Annotated in this window: 16 protein-coding genes; 11 read left to right on the top strand and 5 right to left on the bottom strand. The window is 72.4% G+C overall.

All coding sequences use genetic code 11. From position 1 onward, the window contains the following. Nucleotides 1-49 precede the first annotated feature (49 nt). The 3 genes from OG599_RS21825 to hutH all read left to right on the top strand — a co-directional run bounded on the left by OG599_RS21825 (nucleotide 50) and on the right by hutH (nucleotide 3826). The gene (locus OG599_RS21825) at nucleotides 50-865 is read left to right on the top strand and encodes an enoyl-CoA hydratase/isomerase family protein (protein ID WP_327177662.1); all 816 of its coding nucleotides are present in this window, start codon (nucleotides 50-52) and stop codon (nucleotides 863-865) included. Nucleotides 866-997: 132 nt separating this feature from the next. Continuing rightward, on the top strand, nucleotides 998-2152 hold the full coding sequence (locus OG599_RS21830) for a GGDEF domain-containing protein (RefSeq protein ID WP_327177663.1): 1155 nt from the start codon (nucleotides 998-1000) through the stop codon (nucleotides 2150-2152). A gap of 129 nt (nucleotides 2153-2281) precedes the next feature. Then, entirely contained in the window at nucleotides 2282-3826 is a 1545-nt protein-coding gene (hutH, locus tag OG599_RS21835) for a histidine ammonia-lyase (protein WP_327180133.1), read from the top strand. Nucleotides 3827-3901: 75 nt separating this feature from the next. Here hutH and OG599_RS21840 read toward each other — a convergent pair whose 3' ends face one another. Then, on the bottom strand, nucleotides 3902-4213 hold the full coding sequence (locus OG599_RS21840) for a hypothetical protein (RefSeq protein ID WP_327177664.1): 312 nt from the start codon (nucleotides 4211-4213) through the stop codon (nucleotides 3902-3904). Nucleotides 4214-4441: 228 nt separating this feature from the next. On the opposite strand from OG599_RS21840, the gene OG599_RS21845 reads away from it, so the two are divergent. The 7 genes from OG599_RS21845 (at nucleotide 4442) to OG599_RS21875 (ending at nucleotide 12106) form a co-directional block, all read left to right on the top strand. Continuing rightward, nucleotides 4442-4888, top strand: a complete 447-nt coding sequence (locus OG599_RS21845; RefSeq protein WP_327177665.1) for a hypothetical protein — start codon at nucleotides 4442-4444, stop codon at nucleotides 4886-4888. A 330-nt stretch (nucleotides 4889-5218) separates the two neighbouring features. Continuing rightward, nucleotides 5219-6487, top strand: coding sequence for a L,D-transpeptidase (locus tag OG599_RS21850; RefSeq protein WP_327177666.1), 1269 nt, complete (start codon nucleotides 5219-5221; stop codon nucleotides 6485-6487). A 209-nt stretch (nucleotides 6488-6696) separates the two neighbouring features. Continuing rightward, nucleotides 6697-8184, top strand: coding sequence for an ABC transporter permease (locus tag OG599_RS21855; RefSeq protein ID WP_327177667.1), 1488 nt, complete (start codon nucleotides 6697-6699; stop codon nucleotides 8182-8184). A gap of 49 nt (nucleotides 8185-8233) precedes the next feature. Beyond that, entirely contained in the window at nucleotides 8234-8917 is a 684-nt protein-coding gene (locus OG599_RS21860; protein ID WP_327177668.1) for an ABC transporter ATP-binding protein, read from the top strand. 510 nt (nucleotides 8918-9427) lie between these two features. After that, on the top strand, nucleotides 9428-10807 hold the full coding sequence (gene gdhA / locus OG599_RS21865; RefSeq protein ID WP_327177669.1) for an NADP-specific glutamate dehydrogenase: 1380 nt from the start codon (nucleotides 9428-9430) through the stop codon (nucleotides 10805-10807). A gap of 233 nt (nucleotides 10808-11040) precedes the next feature. Continuing rightward, the gene (locus OG599_RS21870; RefSeq protein WP_442809497.1) at nucleotides 11041-11580 is read left to right on the top strand and encodes a helix-turn-helix domain-containing protein; all 540 of its coding nucleotides are present in this window, start codon (nucleotides 11041-11043) and stop codon (nucleotides 11578-11580) included. Between the two features lie 106 nt (nucleotides 11581-11686). Continuing rightward, on the top strand, nucleotides 11687-12106 hold the full coding sequence (locus OG599_RS21875) for a DUF4190 domain-containing protein (RefSeq protein WP_327177670.1): 420 nt from the start codon (nucleotides 11687-11689) through the stop codon (nucleotides 12104-12106). 117 nt (nucleotides 12107-12223) lie between these two features. Here OG599_RS21875 and msrA read toward each other — a convergent pair whose 3' ends face one another. The 4 genes from msrA to OG599_RS21895 all read right to left on the bottom strand — a co-directional run bounded on the left by msrA (nucleotide 12224) and on the right by OG599_RS21895 (nucleotide 17120). Beyond that, nucleotides 12224-12889, bottom strand: a complete 666-nt coding sequence (gene msrA, locus OG599_RS21880; protein WP_327180135.1) for a peptide-methionine (S)-S-oxide reductase MsrA — start codon at nucleotides 12887-12889, stop codon at nucleotides 12224-12226. Nucleotides 12890-12974: 85 nt separating this feature from the next. Next, nucleotides 12975-14099 carry a hypothetical protein gene (locus OG599_RS21885; RefSeq protein ID WP_327177671.1) on the bottom strand — a complete coding sequence of 375 codons (1125 nt, stop codon included), beginning with the start codon at nucleotides 14097-14099 and terminating at the stop codon, nucleotides 12975-12977. A 70-nt stretch (nucleotides 14100-14169) separates the two neighbouring features. After that, a complete protein-coding gene (locus tag OG599_RS21890; protein WP_327177672.1) occupies nucleotides 14170-15825 on the bottom strand; it encodes a M48 family metalloprotease in 1656 nt (551 codons plus the stop codon). A 188-nt stretch (nucleotides 15826-16013) separates the two neighbouring features. Next, nucleotides 16014-17120, bottom strand: a complete 1107-nt coding sequence (locus tag OG599_RS21895) for a hypothetical protein (protein ID WP_327177673.1) — start codon at nucleotides 17118-17120, stop codon at nucleotides 16014-16016. Nucleotides 17121-17187: 67 nt separating this feature from the next. Here OG599_RS21895 and OG599_RS21900 point away from each other — a divergent pair, with 67 nt between their 5' ends. Further along, nucleotides 17188-18333, top strand: a complete 1146-nt coding sequence (locus OG599_RS21900; protein WP_327177674.1) for a cystathionine gamma-synthase — start codon at nucleotides 17188-17190, stop codon at nucleotides 18331-18333. Nucleotides 18334-18384: the final 51 nt, after the last annotated feature.

Genomic DNA, 18384 nt, shown 5'->3' on the forward strand with positions numbered 1-18384 from the left:
GGACTCTAAGCTCCCCCGGAACGCCACCACCACCGGAGGGATGGAACCCATGAGTGTCACGTCCGAGCAGCGGTTCGGGGAGTTCGTCGTCGTACGGCGCCACACGGAGTCCGGGTACGTCGCGGAGCTGGTCTTCGACCGCCCGAAGGCCATGAACGCGGTCTCCTCGGAGATGGCCCGGTCCGTCGCCGCCGCCTGCGAGGCGCTCGGCGCGGACCCGGACGTACGCGTCACCGTCGTCTCCTCCAGCAGTCCGCGCGCCTTCTGCGTGGGCGCGGACCTCAAGGAGCGCAATTCCCTCAGCGACGCCGAGCTGGGGCGGCAGCGGCCGGTCTCGCGCGCCGCGTACACCGGGGTGCTGGAGCTGCCGATGCCGACCGTGGCCGCCGTGCACGGCTACGCGCTCGGCGGCGGCTTCGAGCTGGCGCTCTCCTGCGACGTGATCGTGGCCGACCGCACCGCCGTGGTGGGGCTGCCCGAGGTGTCGGTCGGGGTGATCCCGGGCGGCGGCGGCACCCAGCTGCTGCCCCGCCGGGTCGGCGCGGCCCGGGCGGCCGAGCTGATCTTCACCGCGCGCCGGGTGGAGGCGGCGGAGGCCCATGCCCTGGGGCTGGTGGACGAGCTGGTGGCGGAGGGCACGGACCGGGACGCGGCGCTGGCGCTGGCCGGCCGTATGGCCGCCAACTCCCCGGTCGGGCTGCGGGCCGCGAAGCGCGCCCTGCGCCTCGGTCACGGGCTCGACCTGCGGACGGGGCTCGAGGTGGAGGACGCGGCCTGGCGCTCGGTGGCCTTCTCCGGCGACCGTACGGAGGGCGTGGCCGCCTTCAACGAGAAGCGCGAGCCCCGGTGGCCGGGGCTGGGGTGACCCGGCCCGGCCTCTCCCCTCCGGGTGGACGACGCAGCGTGACGGCGGTGCCGGGGCGGCATCGGGGAGTCACCGGCCCGGCCCGGATCCGTCGGGTGATCACACCGGCTCATACGTACATAAGCTGGTGTGATGAGTGGTGACGATGTGCGACTGCGAGCGGTGGTGTCGCTGGCGCAGACCATGGCGGCGGCCTACACCGCGAAGGAGTCGTGGCGGGCCGCGGCCGTAGGCGCCCGCGAGGCGCTGGGCGGCTCCTTCGCCGCGCTCTCCGTGTGGGAGCGCGACCGGGGCAGGCTCCGCGTCCTGGTGAACGCGGGGGAGCGGGCCGAGGGGGAGGAGGAGTTCCCCGAGGAGGAGGCGTACCCCGTCCACCGGTTCCCGGAGATCACCGAGTTCCTGCACGAGCGCTGGGCGGGCGGCGGCGAACCCGACGCCTGGGTGGAGACCGCGGAAGGGCACCCCGGCGGCGGCGCACCGGCCCGGGGGGCCCGCCCGTTCTGCCACCAGCGGGTCGCCGCGCTCCAGCGGCGCGGCCGGGGATGCTGCGTGGTCGCGCCGATCGTGCTGCACGGCCGGGCCTGGGGCGAGCTGTACGTGGCCCGGCCGGTGGGGGTGCCCGTCTTCGACCGGGACGACGCCGACTTCGCGACGGTGCTCGCGGCCGTGATCGCGGCGGGCATCGCGCAGACCGAGCGGCTGGAGGAGGTGCGCAAGCTCGCCTTCACCGACCCGCTGACCGGCCTCGCCAACCGCAGGGCCGTGGACATCCGGCTGGACGAGGCGGTGGAGCGGCACCGTGTCGAGGACGTCGTGGTGAGCCTGGTGGTCTGCGACCTCAACGGGCTCAAGGCGGTCAACGACACCCACGGCCACGCCGTCGGCGACCGCCTGCTGGAACGTTTCGGCTCGGTGCTCTCGCGGTGCGGGGCCATGCTGCCGGACGCCCTCGCCGCCCGGCTCGGCGGCGACGAGTTCTGCCTGATCTCCGTGGGCCCCGGGGCGGACGAGGTGATCGGGGTCGCCGCCGAACTGTGCGAGCGCGCCGCGGCGCTGGAGCTGGGCGAAGGGGTGGCCTGCGGGGTCGCCTCGACCGGCGACCCGATCGGGCCGGTCAACTCCGCCCGGCGGCTCTTCCGGCTCGCCGACGCCGCGCAGTACCGCGCGAAGGCCGACCGTGCGGTGGGCCCGGTGGTGGCCGGGCGGGACGGCGAGGTGATGCGGCTGGCCGACTCGCCGCCGACACCGGCCCACGACCGCCGGAGGCTGCGGGGGAACCTGCCGTGAGAGCGGCTGGGGCGGGCCGTCGGTGGAGCCTGGGACAGGCGGGTGCCGGGGCGGGCCGTCGGTAAGGGGTCAACCCGTCGAGCACTGGTGACATGGCCAGTTTCAGTGCGTAGGGTCCTGAATATGGATATGCACACTGTCGTGGTGGGGACCTCCGGAACCACCGCCGAGGACGTCCTGGCCGTGGCCCGCGAGGGCGCGCGCGTGGTCCTGTCCCAGGAGGCCCTGGACGCCCTCGCCGCCGCCCGCAGGACCGTCGACGCGCTCGCGGCCCGCCCCGAACCCGTCTACGGGGTCTCCACCGGCTTCGGCGCCCTCGCCACCCGCCACATCAGCCCCGAGCTGCGGGGCCGCCTCCAGCGCAACATCGTCCGCTCGCACGCCGCGGGCATGGGCCCGCACGTGGAGCGCGAGGTGGTGCGCGCGCTGATGTTCCTCCGGCTCAAGACGGTCGCCTCCGGCCACACCGGCGTACGCCCCGAGGTCGCCCAGACCATGGCCGACCTCCTCAACGCCGGGATCACCCCCGTCGTCCACGAGTTCGGCTCGCTCGGCTGCTCCGGCGACCTCGCCCCGCTCTCGCACTGCGCCCTCGCGCTGATGGGCGAGGGGGAGGCCGAGGGGCCGGACGGCACCGTGCGCCCCGCCGCGGAACTCCTCGCGGAGCACGGAATCACCCCGGTGGAACTCCGCGAGAAGGAGGGCCTCGCCCTCCTCAACGGCACCGACGGCATGCTCGGCATGCTGGTGATGGCCCTCGCCGACCTGCGCGCCCTCTACACCAGCGCCGACATCACCGCCGCGCTCTCGCTGGAGGCGCTGCTCGGCACCGAGAAGGTCCTCGCCCCCGAACTGCACGCCATCCGCCCGCATCCCGGGCAGGGCGTGAGCGCCGCCAACATGCTGCGGGTGCTGGAGGGTTCCGGCCTCACCGGCCACCACCAGGACGACGCGCCCCGCGTCCAGGACGCCTACTCCGTACGCTGCGCGCCCCAGGTCAACGGCGCGGGCCGGGACACCCTCGCGTACGCCGCCACGGTCGCGGACCGGGAGCTCGCCTCCGCCGTCGACAACCCGGTGGTGCTGCCGGACGGGCGGGTGGAGTCCAACGGCAACTTCCACGGCGCCCCGGTGGCGTACGTCCTCGACTTCCTGGCGATCGTCGCCGCCGACCTCGGCTCCATCTGCGAGCGCCGCACCGACCGGCTGCTGGACAAGAACCGCTCGCACGGGCTGCCGCCGTTCCTCGCCGACGACGCCGGGGTGGACTCCGGTCTGATGATCGCTCAGTACACCCAGGCGGCCCTCGTCAGCGAGATGAAGCGGCTGGCCGTGCCCGCGTCCGCGGACTCGATCCCGTCCTCCGCGATGCAGGAGGACCACGTCTCGATGGGCTGGTCGGCCGCGCGCAAGCTCCGTACCGCCGTGGACGACCTCTCCCGGATCGTCGCGGTCGAGCTGTACGCGGCGGCGCGCGCCGTCGAACTGCGCGCCGCCGGAGGGCTGTTCCCCGCCCTCGCCTCCCGCGCCGCCGTCGAGGCGCTGCGCGAGGCGGGCGCCGAGGGGCCGGGGCCGGACCGCTTCCTCGCCCCCGACCTGGCCGCCGCCGACGCGTTCGTCCGCGGCGGCGGGCTGGTCCGGGCCGTGGAGCGGGTCACCGGACCGCTGGACTGACGCACCCGCCCGGCCAACCGCCCTGTCGTCCGTCCCCCGGTCCGGAGGGCGGGCGGCAGGGCGGCCGCTGTCATGTCACGCGGGCGAGGAGGACCGGCGGTCCGAGCGCGCGACGTACCCCGCGCCGAGGCCCAGCAGGACCGTGCCGCCGATCAGATACGGCGTGGCGCCCGTGCCGGAACCGGAGCCCGCCTGGGCGAACTCCCGGCTCGACGAGCCGTACGACTCGTCCGTCCGCTCCACCGGAACGGTGGCCGCGGCTCTCGCCGACGCGGTGTCCGCAGCATGCGTGTCGACCGTGGTCTTCGCCGACGGTACGAAGCAGAGCGCGCCCAGCACGATGCCCGCGGCGGAGACGGTCAGCAGTGTGCGACGAGTGATGGTCACAGATTCGATCCCCTGACGACGACCTTGAGTTGACCCCCGTGGGCCGATGGTACGACCTTCATCAAGGGGCACCGAGCGGCCCCGGCGCGTCCGGCCCCCGGGGCGTACCGCTCCGGCGAACGGGCCTTCCCGCGAACGGACCTTCCCGCGAACAGGACCCGCCGGCAGCGGGTCCTGTTCGCAGCGGGTCGCTGGAGCGCGCGGGAACCGGAGCCATACGCTCCGGCCATGAGTACTTCCGAGAGCACTTCACAGAACATGGCGCGGGGCCTGGCCCGGGACGCGCGGGAGCCGGTGGCGGAAGACGTTCCGCAGCCCGCGTTCATCCGCCTCCAGGTGGAGCTGGTGGTGGAGGTCACCGACCTGGAAGCCCTCACCGGCACCGCCCTGGAAGCGGTCGCCGCCGAGTACGAGGACGCCCTCCCCGACCCCGACGACGACGGGGCGGACCAGGAGCGCAGGCATGCCGAGTCCCTCGTACGGGCAGACGCCGCAGAGGCGCTCGCTTCGCTGATCGACCCGTTCGACCTGGTCAGCGCCGTACCCGGGATCGAGCTCGCACAGGCCTCCTGGAGCAGTGAGGCCGTCGAACACGACGCGTACGACGGCGAGGACGACGACGCGGACGCCTACGAGTACTACGACGAGGACGACGAGGAGAGCGGGAAGGAGTAGCCGGTCCCCGGCCCGGCTCCGCACCGGGGCCGGGCCGGGAATCCCGGCAGCCGGGGAGAATGGAAGGGACGACCACGCGGGCAGCCGTCCGCGACGACCGGCCCGACCGGTGAGGACACGGTTTCCGGGCCGCGCGCCGGCCCGCACCGGAACCGCACCGGGCCGGACATGCGGAGGCGGGAACCAAGGCCGCCGGAGACGCGTCGATGAGTGGTGTTCCCCACATCCGGTACGGATGTGGAACGGATCGCCACCGACCGGGGTTCTGGAACATTGACGGGGATTCGCGTCTGGCGGCGCCGTTACGGGGATTTTGGGGAATTGGCAACGATGGAGAAGCGTGTGATCACGGACAGCAAGCGGCGCAAGGGCCTCATGGCCGCGTCCGCCCTGCTCGGCGGCGTGCTGGTGCTCTCGGCGTGCAGCGGCGGCGACGATTCGAGTCCCACGGGTGCCGGCAGTTCTCAGAAGTCCCAGACCGCGGTCGACGAGGCCGCGGCCCAGGACGTGTCCGAGGCCCAGATATCGATCGAGCCGAAGAACGGCTCCACCAACGCCAGCATCAACAACGCGGCCAAGGTCACCGTCGCCAAGGGGACGCTGACCACCGTCACCATGACGACCGCCGCCGGCGACGCCGTGGAGGGCACGCTCGCCACGGACGGGAAGAGCTGGAAGCCCGCCGCCCAGCTGGAGCGCTCGACCACGTACAAGGTCATCGCCACGGCGAAGGACTCCAAGGGCCGCGAGGCGCACGAGAACGGTTCCTTCACGACCGTCTCGCCCGACAACAGCTTCATCGGGAACTTCACCCCCGAGGACGGTTCCACCGTCGGCGTCGGCATGCCGGTCTCGATCAACTTCAACAAGGCGATCACCGACAAGGCGGCCGTCCAGGCCGGCATCACCGTCACGTCGAGCAGCGGCCAGCAGGTCGAAGGCCACTGGTTCAACTCGCAGCGCCTCGACCTCCGCCCCCAGGCCTACTGGACGAGCGGCTCCACCGTCACGCTGAAGCTCGCGCTGGACGGCGTCGAGGGCGCCGACGGCGTCTACGGCGTGCAGCAGAAGACGGTCACCTTCAAGGTGGGCCGCAACCAGGTCTCCACCGTCGACGCGGCCGCGCACACCATGACCGTCACCCAGGACGGGAAGACGATCAAGACGATCCCGATCTCCGCCGGTTCGCCCGACAACCCCACGTACAACGGTCAGATGGTGATCTCCGAGAAGTACAAGGAGACCCGGATGGACGGCGCCACGGTCGGCTTCACCGACGACGACGGCAAGGGCGAGTACGACATCAAGGACGTCCCGCACGCCATGCGCCTCTCCAGCTCCGGCACCTTCGTGCACGGCAACTACTGGGGCAGCTCCAGCATCTTCGGCTCGGCCAACACCAGCCACGGCTGCGTCGGCCTCCAGGACGTCAAGGGCGCCGGCGACGCCGACCAGCCCGCCGCGTGGTTCTACAACCACTCGATCATCGGCGACGTCGTCATCGTGAAGAACTCCCCGGACAAGACCATCGCCCCCGACAACGGTCTCAACGGCTGGAACATGAGCTGGTCGGAGTGGACCGCCGACTCGGCGGCCTGATCCCCGGCCCCCCGCTTTCCCCCTCCCGAGGGCGGTGGCACCCCCGGTCCGCACGGACCGCCGGTGCCACCGCCCTCGGGCGTTGGTGGGGGTTCCTGATGCTTCGCGAAGCTTGCGCACCGGCCGCGGAGTTCCCGTCCCGGCAGGTTCTCATTCTCCTCTCATGATGGCCTTAACCCACCATCACGCCCGGTCCATAGGTTCGCGGCATGTTCTTCACCTACCTCCGGCGCGAGCTGCGCCGCCGCAGAAAGGCGGCGCTCGTCGTCGCCTCGGGGCTCGCCCTCGGCATTGCGCTGGTCATCGTCGTCAGCTCGGTCACCGCCGGGATGGGCAAGGCCCAGGACAAGGTCCTGGAATCGCTGTACGGCCTCGGCACGGACATGACCGTGACCAAGGCCGCCGCGGCCCAGGGCACCACGGGTGCCCAGGAGCGCCCGAAGTTCAACTTCGACGCCAAGGACAGCGACGACGACGCGACGCAGAGCACCGACCGCGTCATGGTCCAGGGCTTCCAGACCCTGGCCGACTCCACCGTCACCAAGGTCGGACAGCAGTCCGGTGTGGCGACCGCGGTCGGCGGGCTGAGCCTGAACGTCATGAAGGTCGACGGCCAGTTCAAGCGCGGCGAGTTCAAGCAGGACAGCTCGTCCGGTGGCAACAGCGGCGGCCAGGGCGGCTACGGCGGCCAGGGCGGCGGCGCCCCGCAGGGCCGCGTCCAGGGCGGCGGCGCCTCCTTCGACGTCAACTCCTTCACCGTGTACGGCACCGACGTCGCGCACCAGGACCTCGGACCGCTGACCTCCTCCGAGATCACCAAGGGCCGTACCTTCAAGACCACCGAGACGAACGGCAAGGTCGCGATCGTCGACGCCTCCTACGCCAAGGAGAAGTCGCTCGCGGTCGACAAGACCGTCACCATCTCCGGCACCAAGTTCACGATCATCGGTGTCTCCACCGCCAGCAGCGGTGACGCCGCCGCGAACGTCTACATCCCGCTCCAGCAGGCCCAGACGCTCTCGGACTCGAAGGCCAAGGTCACCACGGTCTACGTGAAGGCCAAGGACTCCACCGCCATCGACAGCGTCAAGTCGGCCATCCAGAAGAACATCTCGGGTACCACCGTCACCACCTCCGCCGACCTGGCCGACACGGTCTCCGGCTCCCTCTCCACCGCCTCCGACCTGGCCTCCAGCGTCGGCAAGTGGCTCTCCATCGTCGTCCTGATCGCCGCCTTCGTGGTGGCGGGCCTGCTCACCTCCTCGGCGGTCAGCCGCCGCGTCCGCGAGTTCGGCACCCTGAAGGCGCTCGGCTGGAAGAGCGGCCGGGTCACCCGCCAGGTCGTCGGCGAGGCGCTCGTCAACGGCCTCATGGGCGGTGTCCTCGGCATCGCCGTCGGCCTGGCCGGTGCCTACATCGTCACCGCGATCAGCCCCACCCTCACCGCGGAGCTCGGCTCCTCCGGCGGCGGCGGCGGTGGCGGCGGCTTCGGCGGCATGGGCGGCGGCGGGATGGGCGGCCCCGGCCGTCAGGCCGCCGCGAAGACCCTGGACATCGCGCTGACCGCACCGGTCTCCCTCTCCACCATCGTGATCGCTGTCGTACTGGCCGTGGCGGGCGGGCTCATCGCCGGCGCGTTCGGCGGCTGGCGCGCCTCCCGGCTGCGCCCGGCCGACGCCCTGCGCCGCGTCGAGTAGTCACCGGCTCCACGACCTCAACTTCCGTACGTACAGCAGGAGTCCACACGTGTATCAGCTCAGAGGCGTCACCAAGCGCTACCTGCGGGGAAAGACCAAGGTCGACGCGCTCGCCGGGGTCGACCTGACCATCGAGGACGGTGGCCGGCTCGTCATCCAGGGCCCCACCGGCGGCGGCAAGTCCACCCTCCTCCAGATGCTCGGCGGTCTCGACCGGCCGACCGAGGGCACCATCGAGCTCGACGGCGTCGACCTCGCCAAGCTCTCCGAGGCCAAGCTCACCAAGGTCCGGGCCGAGTCCATCGGCTTCGTCTTCCAGAGCTTCAACCTGATCCCGACGCTCACCGCCGCCGAGAACGTCGAGACCGCCCTGGTCCCGCTCGGCATCAGCGCCAAGCTCCGCCGCGAGCGGGCCATCGAGGCGCTGGAGTCGGTCGGCCTCGGCGACCGCCCCACCCACCTGCCGAGCGAGATGTCCGGCGGGCAGCAGCAGCGCGTCGCGATCGCCCGCGCGCTCGTCAAGAAGCCCAAGGTGCTCCTCGCCGACGAGCCGACCGGCAACCTCGACGAGTCCATGCGTGACGAGATCATGACGCTGCTCGAAGGGCTCTGGAAGGAGCTGGGGCTGACCTTCGTCATGGTCACCCACGACAGCTCCCTCGCCCGCAAGGCCCCGCGCCTCGCCACCATCCGCAAGGGCAAGGTCACCATCACGGAGAACGCCTCCGCCTGATCCTGTCGCCCCGCACCACGAACGCGCCGACCACCCCCGGGTGGCCGGCGCGTCCGTGTGCGCGGGCACGTTCCGTACGGCGGCACGTTCCGTACGTGGGGGGGCGTTCCGTGCGGGGGCGGCCGGACGTCGCTCCGCTGTGATTCCGGTCACGTCGAGAGGTGTTCGTCCGGGTGGCGGCAAGACGGTGATCCTTCGGAACCGTACGGCCGTTCGTCGGCCCGGTCCGCCCGGCACGACCGTCGCGCGGTGGCCACTATGTGGATGATCCGGAGGGTGCGCGCCTTCCGAGAGGACAATTGAGCCATACACCGGTTCTGATCGTCCCCCGTACGTGTCCGCACGCGTGCGGGGCGGCGTGACCGTGTGTCGAAAGGAGCGCCGTCCGCCCGGAGGGCGGGTCCGGTGGCGCCGGGCAGGCGGGACTTTCGGCACACGTCCCAGGGCCGGGTGCGCTCTCGGGACGGGCGCGCACGTATCTGCCCCTGCTCCATGGAAGGTCTTGATCAGATGTCGGTATCTTCTGAATCCGCGCTCTCGTCGTCCGCCGAGAGCCGCGTCATCGAGCCGCTCTACGCGGAGGTCCTCCGCCGCAACCAGGGCGAGAAGGAGTTCCACCAGGCCGTCCGGGAGGTCCTGGAGACCCTCGGCCCGGTGCTCGCCGCGCGCCCCGAGTTCGTGGACGCCCGCATCATCGAGCGGCTGTGCGAGCCCGAGCGTCAGCTCATCTTCCGCGTGCCGTGGTCGGACGACAACGGCACCATCCACGTGAACCGCGGCTTCCGCGTCGAGTTCTCCAGCTCGCTCGGCCCGTACAAGGGCGGACTGCGCTTCCACCCCTCGGTCAACCTCGGCATCGTCAAGTTCCTCGGCTTCGAGCAGATCTTCAAGAACGCCCTCACCGGCATGCCGATCGGCGGCGGCAAGGGCGGCTCCGACTTCGACCCCAAGGGCCGTTCGGACGCCGAGATCATGCGCTTCTGCCAGTCCTTCATGACCGAACTCCACCGCCACCTGGGCGAGTACACCGATGTCCCCGCCGGTGACATCGGCGTCGGCGGCCGCGAGATCGGCTACCTCTTCGGCCAGTACAAGCGGATCACCAACCGCTACGAGTCCGGCGTCCTCACCGGCAAGGGCCTCGGCTGGGGCGGCGCCCAGGCGCGTACCGAGGCCACCGGCTACGGCTGCGTCATGTTCACCTCCGAGATGCTGCGCGTCCGGGGCGAGTCGCTGGAGGGCCAGCGCATCGCCGTCTCCGGCTCCGGCAACGTCGCCATCTACGCCATCGAGAAGGCCCAGCAGCTCGGCGCCACCGTCATCACCTGCTCCGACTCCAGTGGCTACGTCGTGGACGAGAAGGGCATCGACCTCGACCTGCTCAAGGAGATCAAGGAGCAGAACCGGGGCCGGGTCTCCGACTACGCCGAGCGCCGCGGCGCCTCCGCCACCTTCGTGGCGGGTACCGGCCTGTGGACCGTGCCGGTCGACGTCGCGCTGCCCTGCGCCACGCAGAACGAGCTGCACGAGGAGGACGCCCGCGCGCTCGTGCGCAACGGCGTGAAGGCGGTCGCCGAGGGCGCCAACATGCCGACCATCCCGGAGGCCGTCCGCGTCTTCCAGGAGGCTGGCGTCGCGTTCGGCCCCGGCAAGGCGGCGAACGCCGGTGGCGTGGCCACCAGCGCGCTGGAGATGCAGCAGAACGCCTCGCGCGACTCCTGGAGCTTCGCCCACACCGAGGCGCGCCTGGAGGAGATCATGCGGCACATCCACGACTCCTGCTACACCACCGCCGAGCGCTACGGCAGTCCGGGCAACTACGTCGTCGGCGCCAACATCGCCGGCTTCGAACTGGTCGCCGAGGCGATGCTGGCCCAGGGTCTCATCTGACCTGACGGGTGACCGTTCTCGGCCGGGGGCCGGTTCCGTGCGTGCGGGTGCGCGTGGAACCGGCCCCCGGTGCTCGGGCGGTGAGGCGGCGGGGCGGTGCTCGGGGGTGGTGTTTCTGGGCGGCGGGGCGGTGTTACGGGGCCCTGGGGTTGCGCTGTTTCTCCGTCAGCAGATCCGCCGAGGGCACAGCGCTGTACGCCCCACGGGCGCGGCGCCGCTTCTACGCTTGAACGATGACGAACCGAGCGAGGGACACCAGCCCGTACGAACCCGGCCCGTACGAACCCAGCCCGTACGAACGCGGCCCGTACGACGACCGGCAGGCGCGTGGGGCCGGGCGCGGCCTCACGCGTGGCGCCCGGGTGATACCCCTGCGGCCGGTCCCGGCGACCCCGGCTTCCGGGGCCCCGGCCTCCGCGCCCCCCGCCCCCCGGACTCCCGCATCGGCCGCGCCCCGGGAGCCGCTGCTGCGCGACCTCGTCGGCGAGGTGCTGCGGCAGGAACGCCTCTCCCAGGAGCGCACGCTGAAGGACGTCGCGGATTCGGCGCGGATCTCCTTCGCGTACCTCTCCGAGCTGGAGCGGGGCCGCAAGGAGGCATCCTCCGAGGTGCTCGCCTCCGCCGCGCACGCGCTGGGGCTCGGCCTCGCCGACGTGCTCGGCCGGGCGGCGTCGGAGCTGGCCCGCCGGAGCGCGTTCCGCGCGGCGGCCCGTGCGACCGGGCTCGTCCCCTCCCGCTCGATACCCAGGGCCCAGGTGCGGCTGGCCGCCTGACGGGACGACGGCTCGTCGGCCTGCCGAGGACGGCCCGGGCTGCCCCGTAAAATCCCGTGGCGAGCGGGCACGGCGAGCGGGCACGGCGATCACGGGGGCGGGACACATGGAGCACGGCAACGGCACGGACGGCATACCGGCGACGGACGGCATACCGGCGACGGCCGGGGGACCGGAGCCGGCACCGGCTCCGGGAGACACTTCCGCGCCCGCGCCCAGGAACCGGGCGGCGACGGTCAGCGGGTTCTTCGCGCTGGGCGCCGTCGGTGCCGTCGGGAACTTCGCCACCGGCATCGCGCTGATGAACCCGGCCGTCTTCATCGCCCTCGCGGTCCTGTGCGCGCTGATCGCCATCCCCGCCGGACACGTGGCCCGCTTCCGGGGCAAGCGCCTCGGCGGCGCCGGGCGCGGGGTCGCCCTGGTGTCCATCCTGACAGGCTGGCTGGTGCTGCTCCTCTGCCTGCTCGGGGTGCTGGCCCTCGTCGGCCTCGTCGCCGGCTTCGCCGCGCTCACCGGCGCCACCTGATCCGTCCAGGGCGCCCCGCCCGGAACGGCGGCGAGGGACGCCCGTGGTGGACGCCCCTCGCCGAGGTGTTCTGTCGTGCCGGACCCGGGTTCGCCCCTGGGCCCGGCACGGTTCGGATCAGCTGCCCGCGCGGGCCACGCCGATCGGGCAGGAGACTCCGGTGCCGCCGATGCCGCAGTAGCCGCCCGGGTTCTTCTCCAGGTACTGCTGGTGGTAGCCCTCGGCCGGCCAGAAGGTGCGGCCCTCGGCGGGCAGGACCTCGGTGGTGATGTCGCCGTATCCGGAGCCCGTCAGGACCTTCTGGTACGCCTCGCGCGAGGCGGCGGCGGCCTCGGCCTGCCCGGCGGAGTGGGTGTAGAGCGCCGAGCGGTACTGCGTACCGACGTCATTGCCCTGGCGGAAGCCCTGGGTCGGGTTGTGCGACTCCCAGAACAGTTTCAGCAGCTCGGTGTAGGGGACGACCTCGGGGTCGAAGACCACGCGGACCGCCTCCGTGTGACCGGTCTGGCCGGAGCAGGTCTCCTCGTACGTGGGGTTCTCGGTGTAGCCGCCCTGGTAGCCGACGAGCGTCGTCCAGACGCCCTCCGTCTGCCAGAACTTGCGCTCGGCTCCCCAGAAACAGCCCAGCGCGAAGTCGGCGACCTCCAGGCCCTCCGGGTACGGCCCCTGCAGCGGGTTGCCGAGCACGATGTGGCGGTCGGGCACCGTGAACGTCGGGGTCGGGCTGCCCTTCAGGGCCTGCTCGGGGGTGGGGAGCACGGGCGTACGGCCGAACAACATGATCGGTCCTCCTTCTGCGGGGCGGTATGGGGACAACGCCTGCGTACCGCCCCGCATTCCTCGCGGGAGGCCGGGTCGGGAGGCCAGGTCAGGAGGCCTTCGCCACCGCCTTCACGGACAGGTCGCGCAGGTGGCAGTAGAGCCTGGCCGGATCCCCGTCGTACGACCACGGCAGCGAGCCGACGTACCCGTCCACGAGCGTGAACTGCTCCACCGCCTCCGCGTCGCGGTCCTGGAACGAGAGGAAGTAGGCCAGCACGTGGCGGACCTCCGCCAGACGCGGGTGGTCGGGGTCGGCGGCGGCGGCGTCCGCGAGTGCGGCGTCCACGAGCGCGAGCACCTCGGGCGTCTTCGTGAAGTCGCCGTCGGAGGTGTCGTCGTGCTCGAAGTGAGCGATCAGCGGGAACACCTTCAGCAGGCTGCCCAGCGGAGCTTTCGCGGCGGTCTCGGCGGCGAAGGCGTGGGCCAGCTCCTTTGATCCGCGCCACTTCTTGCACCAGTACTGGAGCGCCGAGAAATGCGCCTCGTAGTGGTGCGGCGCACGGGCCGTGATCTCCGCCCAGAGCCGGTCCATCTCCGCATGCGGGTAGCCCAGCCCGAGACCGGTCCAGATCTCGGTGATGTACGGGGTGGGGTCGGCGGGGTTCAGCTCGGCGGCGCGGGCCATCTCCTCGCGGGAGCGGGCCAGGACGGTGTGGAACCCCTGGAACTGCTCGCTCGTCGTGGACGTGGCCCGCTTCGCGCCCCGGATGTTCCAGGCCAGCGAGACGGTGCTGCGCGCCCGCACCACCGCCGCGTCCGGGTCGTCGGGGCGCGCGGTCTCCCAGGCCAGCAGCCAGGCGTCGTCCTCCGCCGCCTTGTCACCCAGCGTGTACGCGAACCCGGAGCGGCGCTCCCAGTCCTTGGCCTCGGCCGTCTGCCGCATCAGCTCGGCGGCAGGCTTCCAGTCACCGGCCACCGCGGCGGTGAGCGCGGCGGTCACCACCTCGGGCTCCGGGCCGGGCGCGGTCTTGTCCAGCCGGTCGCGGGGGAGCAGGCCGAGCGCCGCACACTCCTCGGGCAGCTCGTACGCGTCGCCGTTCGCGTCGTTCTCGGAGGTCCCCTCCCGCCAGCCCTCGACGGCCCCCGACACGATCGCCTTGAGGAAGTAGCCCACGATGGCCAGGACGATGAGGGCGATGGGGGTCAGGACGACCCAGAGCAATATGGTCACGTCGTGTCTCTCTGTGAATCCGTGCGGTGGTGAACAGTGCGGAGTCGTGTGTGCGCTCTTCCGCCAGGGCTCACGCGGCGGAGCCGGGGGCCGGCGAGTCCGGCGAGTCCGGGGAGGTCGTGACGGGTGCGACCAGCGCGCGCAGCGCGGCCGTCTCGGGGACGTCGGCCACCGCCGCTTCCACAGCGGCCTCGACATCGGGCTCGGTGCCGTCCGGAAGCGGGACGACACGCGGCGCGGCCGGCTCCGACCAGGAGAACTCCCAGGTCAGGCGGGATTCGGCGGAGAGCTCCGCCAGTGCCATCGCCTTCACCCCGCCGAGGAGTGAGGGCCGCGCGAACTCGCGGAACGCGCGCCCCTTGGCGGCGGCGGCCTGCTCGGAGAGCGGCAGCCGCTGCGCGAGCTTCCAGAGCTGACCGTCCTCGATCACCTTCAGCAGCGCACCGAGCGTCGGCGGCGCCTGCGTGTACATGGCCAGCGCGCGGTGCACGGGGGAGTCCGCCGAGCGCAGCCGCGCGTCCATGGACGCGTCCAGCAGCTCCTGCCAGCCGGCCGCGCGGGGCAGCGAGCGCACCTTCTCGACCAGCACCACGTCCTCCAGTGCCGCCAGCGTCCGGTTCATGTCGGCGAGCAGCCCGGACGCGGCGCCCTTGCCCTCGTCGGTGCGGCCGTCGGGGGCCAGCGACTCGATGCGGCGCACGCGCTCCTGGATCGGCGGGTGCGAGTCGTAGCGGGAGACGGCCTCGGCGGGCAGCTCGGCGCGCATCGAGGCGAGTTCCAGTTCGCGCGCCGTCAGCATCCGGCCGAAGCCGCCGAACACCTCGCCGCGCGGCGGCATCAGATCCGCGGGCAGCCCGAGCGTCGCGTACCGGTCGAGGTAGAAGTCGTGGGCGGCGCTCAGCCCGGGGATCTCGCGCAGCGCCGACGCGGTCGCGTCGCGCCCCGTGATCCGGGCCGCCGCCGCGTCCGCCGCGAACTCCTGGCGGCGGGCACCCGCGAGCGTCGCCCAGAAGTAGAACCGGGCGTACAGGCCGTACACCTTCGACATCGCGCGGAAGCTGATGCCCGCCCGGCCCGGGTCGACGTCCTTGGGCCGCTTGCCCTTGGCGACGGCGCGGTCGGACTTCTCCTGCAGCCGCGCGCGTTCGCGGTCCGCCGTCCGGCCGGCGCGCTCCTCGAACCGCGCGATGGTACGCAGCACCTGGGCGCGGCCCCGGACGGTGATCCCGGCCAGCCGGGTGTCGGCGTGCGAGTAGTGGCCCAGCTCGTGGGCGAGCACCGAGCGGAGCTGCGCCTCGCTGAGCCCCTGAACGAGCGGGACGCCGAGGTAGAGGGCGCGCGGGCCGGGCAGCATGCCGAGGAAGCGGGAGCGCTCGGAGACGGCGGCGTTGACGTCGCCGGTGAGCACGATCCGGGACGGGGCCCGGGTCTGGACGGCGTCGGCGAGCTCGCGCACCGTACGCCAGAGCGCCGGCTCGTCGGCCTCGGAGACCTCCAGCCCGGGAGGTTCCTCGCCTTCCGGTGTCCGGAGCATCAGGAAGCCCTGGACGATCGGCAGCGCCACGACCACCGAGAGGACGTACAGCTTCAGCAGGTTCGGGCCGCGCAGGCCGACCTGGGTGAGGGACACGTCGACGGCGAGGATCGCCGCGAGGAGCAGCAGCCCGAAGACGTAGAAGCCGGCGAGCAGGACGAGGGCGCGCAGCGCGCGCAGGGTTGCGCCCACGGAATGGTTCCCCCCACGGGAATCAGGCAACAGCAGATGGATGTGACAGACCACGAACAACGACAAAGTGCGAGGTCAAAAGGTTGTGGGGGGTGATCGGATCGTGTCCCACCGGTGACCTGGCGGGCGCGAGGGACCCAGGGGGCGCGTCAGCCCCGGTGCGACGGCGGTCGCTGTCCGAGGGGTAGCTATCCGAGCAGTCGCGCCGGGCTGCCGCCGTTCGCCTCGTAACCGGCCACCGCGAGCGCGCGGTAGACCGCGTACGTGCCGGCCGGGTCCGCGTCCTCGGTCCAGGGCAGCGCCCCGACGTACCCGTCGATGCGGACGAACTGGTGCATCGCCTCGGACCAGCGCTCCATCCGGACCAGGAACAGCACCAGCAGATGCCGGACATGGGCGAGCGTCGGGTCGTCCTGGCGCGCCGAGTGCACCGCGAACATCGCCCCCTCGACGGCCTTCGTCACCGCCGCGCTCCGGTAGAAGCTCGGCGTCAGGTTCACCTCGGGCAGGTTGTCGTAGAGCGAGAACAGCGGCAGCGCGGCGAGGAGCGACCCCTGCGGGGCGCGCGCGGCGGCGGAGGTGGCGAACCGGTCGGCCAGTTCGCGCGAGCCGTGCCACTTCGAGGACCAGTAGTGCAGTGCCGCCAGATGCGCGCCGAAGTGCGCCGGGGCGCGGTCGAGGACCTCCGCCCAGAGCCGGTCGAACTCCTCGGGGGCGTACCCCAGTCCACGCGCCACCGCCAGGTGCGTGAGGTACGGAACGGGGTCGCCCGGAGCGAGCGCCGACGCCTCACCGGCGACCGTGCGCGCCTCGTCCAGCAGCACCCGGAAGTCCTCGCTGCCCACCGCGGAGGACCGCCACGCCCGCTGCACCAGGAACTCCGCGTGCACCTCCGCCGCACCCGGATCCTGGGGCGCCTCGGCACGCCACGAGCGCAGCCAGGCACCGCCCACGCCGGGCCGCTCACCGAGTTCGAGCGCGGCTGCCCCTGCGAACGCCTGTACCCGCTGCCACCGGATCTCGCCCTCCTCCGGCGTACCGGCGAGCAGTTGGGCCGCCGCACGCCACTCCTGGGTGGCCTGCACCACGTGGAGCACGTCGGCCAGGTCCTGGTCCGGGCCGGGCAGCCGCACGTCCAGCGACTCCTGCCGCAGGAAGCCGTACGTCTCCGGGTCGGCCGCGTCCGGCGAACCGGGCGTCGCGAGCTGGATGCCGCCGCCCCGGCGGCGCCACAGCAACGGCCCCAGCACCGCTGTGATCATGCAGAGCGCGAGCAGCAACCACAGAATCTCCATGGACCCATTGTCCCCGTACGGCCGAGCGTCCGGTGCGGGCCCTCGCGACGAACTACGCTCGGGCCTCATGACCGACCAGCACAGCTTCGAGACCCTCGCGATCCACGCGGGAAGCACCGCCGATCCGCTCACCGGCGCCGTCGTTCCGCCCATCTACCAGGTGTCCACGTACAAGCAGGACGGTGTCGGCGGACTGCGCGGGGGATACGAGTACAGCCGCAGCGCCAACCCGACGCGCACCGCCCTGGAGGAGAACCTGGCGGCGCTGGAGGGCGGCCGGCGCGGACTCGCCTTCGCCTCCGGACTCGCCGCCGAGGACTGCCTGCTCCGTACGCTGCTCACCCCCGGCGACCACGTGGTGATCCCGAACGACGCCTACGGCGGCACCTTCCGGCTGTTCGCCAAGGTCGCGTCGCGCTGGGGCGTGGAGTTCTCGGTGGCCGACACCTCGGACGTGGCCGCGGTACGCGCCGCGATCACCCCGCGCACCAAGGCGGTCTGGGTCGAGACGCCCTCCAACCCGCTGCTCGGCATCACCGACATCGCGGCCGTCGCGGACGTGGCCCGCCAGGCCGGTGCCCGGCTGGTCGTCGACAACACCTTCGCCAGCCCCTACCTCCAGCAGCCGCTGGCGCTGGGCGCGGACGTCGTGGTGCACTCCACCACCAAGTACATGGGCGGCCACTCCGACGTGGTCGGTGGCGCGCTGATCGTCGACGACGCCGGTCTCGCCGAGGAGTTGGCCTTCCACCAGAACGCGATGGGCGCGGTCGCGGGCCCGTTCGACGCCTGGCTGGTGCTGCGCGGCATCAAGACCCTCGCCGTCCGCATGGACCGGCACACCGAGAACGCCGGCCGGATCGCCGAACTGCTCACCCGCCATCCCGAGGTGACGCAGGTCCTCTACCCCGGACTGCCGGACCACCCGGGCCACGAGGTCGCCGCCAAGCAGATGCGGGCGTTCGGCGGCATGGTCTCCTTCCGCGTGCGCGGCGGCGAGGAGGCGGCCGTCAACGTCTGCGACCGTGCGAAGCTGTTCACCCTCGGCGAGTCGCTCGGCGGCGTCGAGTCGCTGCTGGAGCACCCGGGCCGGATGACCCACGCCTCCGCCGCCGGCTCCCCGCTGGAGGTCCCCGCCGACCTGGTACGGCTCTCCGTCGGCATCGAGAACGGCGACGACCTGCTGGCCGACCTCGCCCAGGCACTCGGCTGACGAACTCGGCTACGGCGGAGGGTCGTTGATCGCCCCTCCGCCCTTCCGGGC

The sequence above is a fragment of the Streptomyces sp. NBC_01335 genome (assembly GCF_035953295.1).
GTDB lineage: Bacteria > Actinomycetota > Actinomycetes > Streptomycetales > Streptomycetaceae > Streptomyces.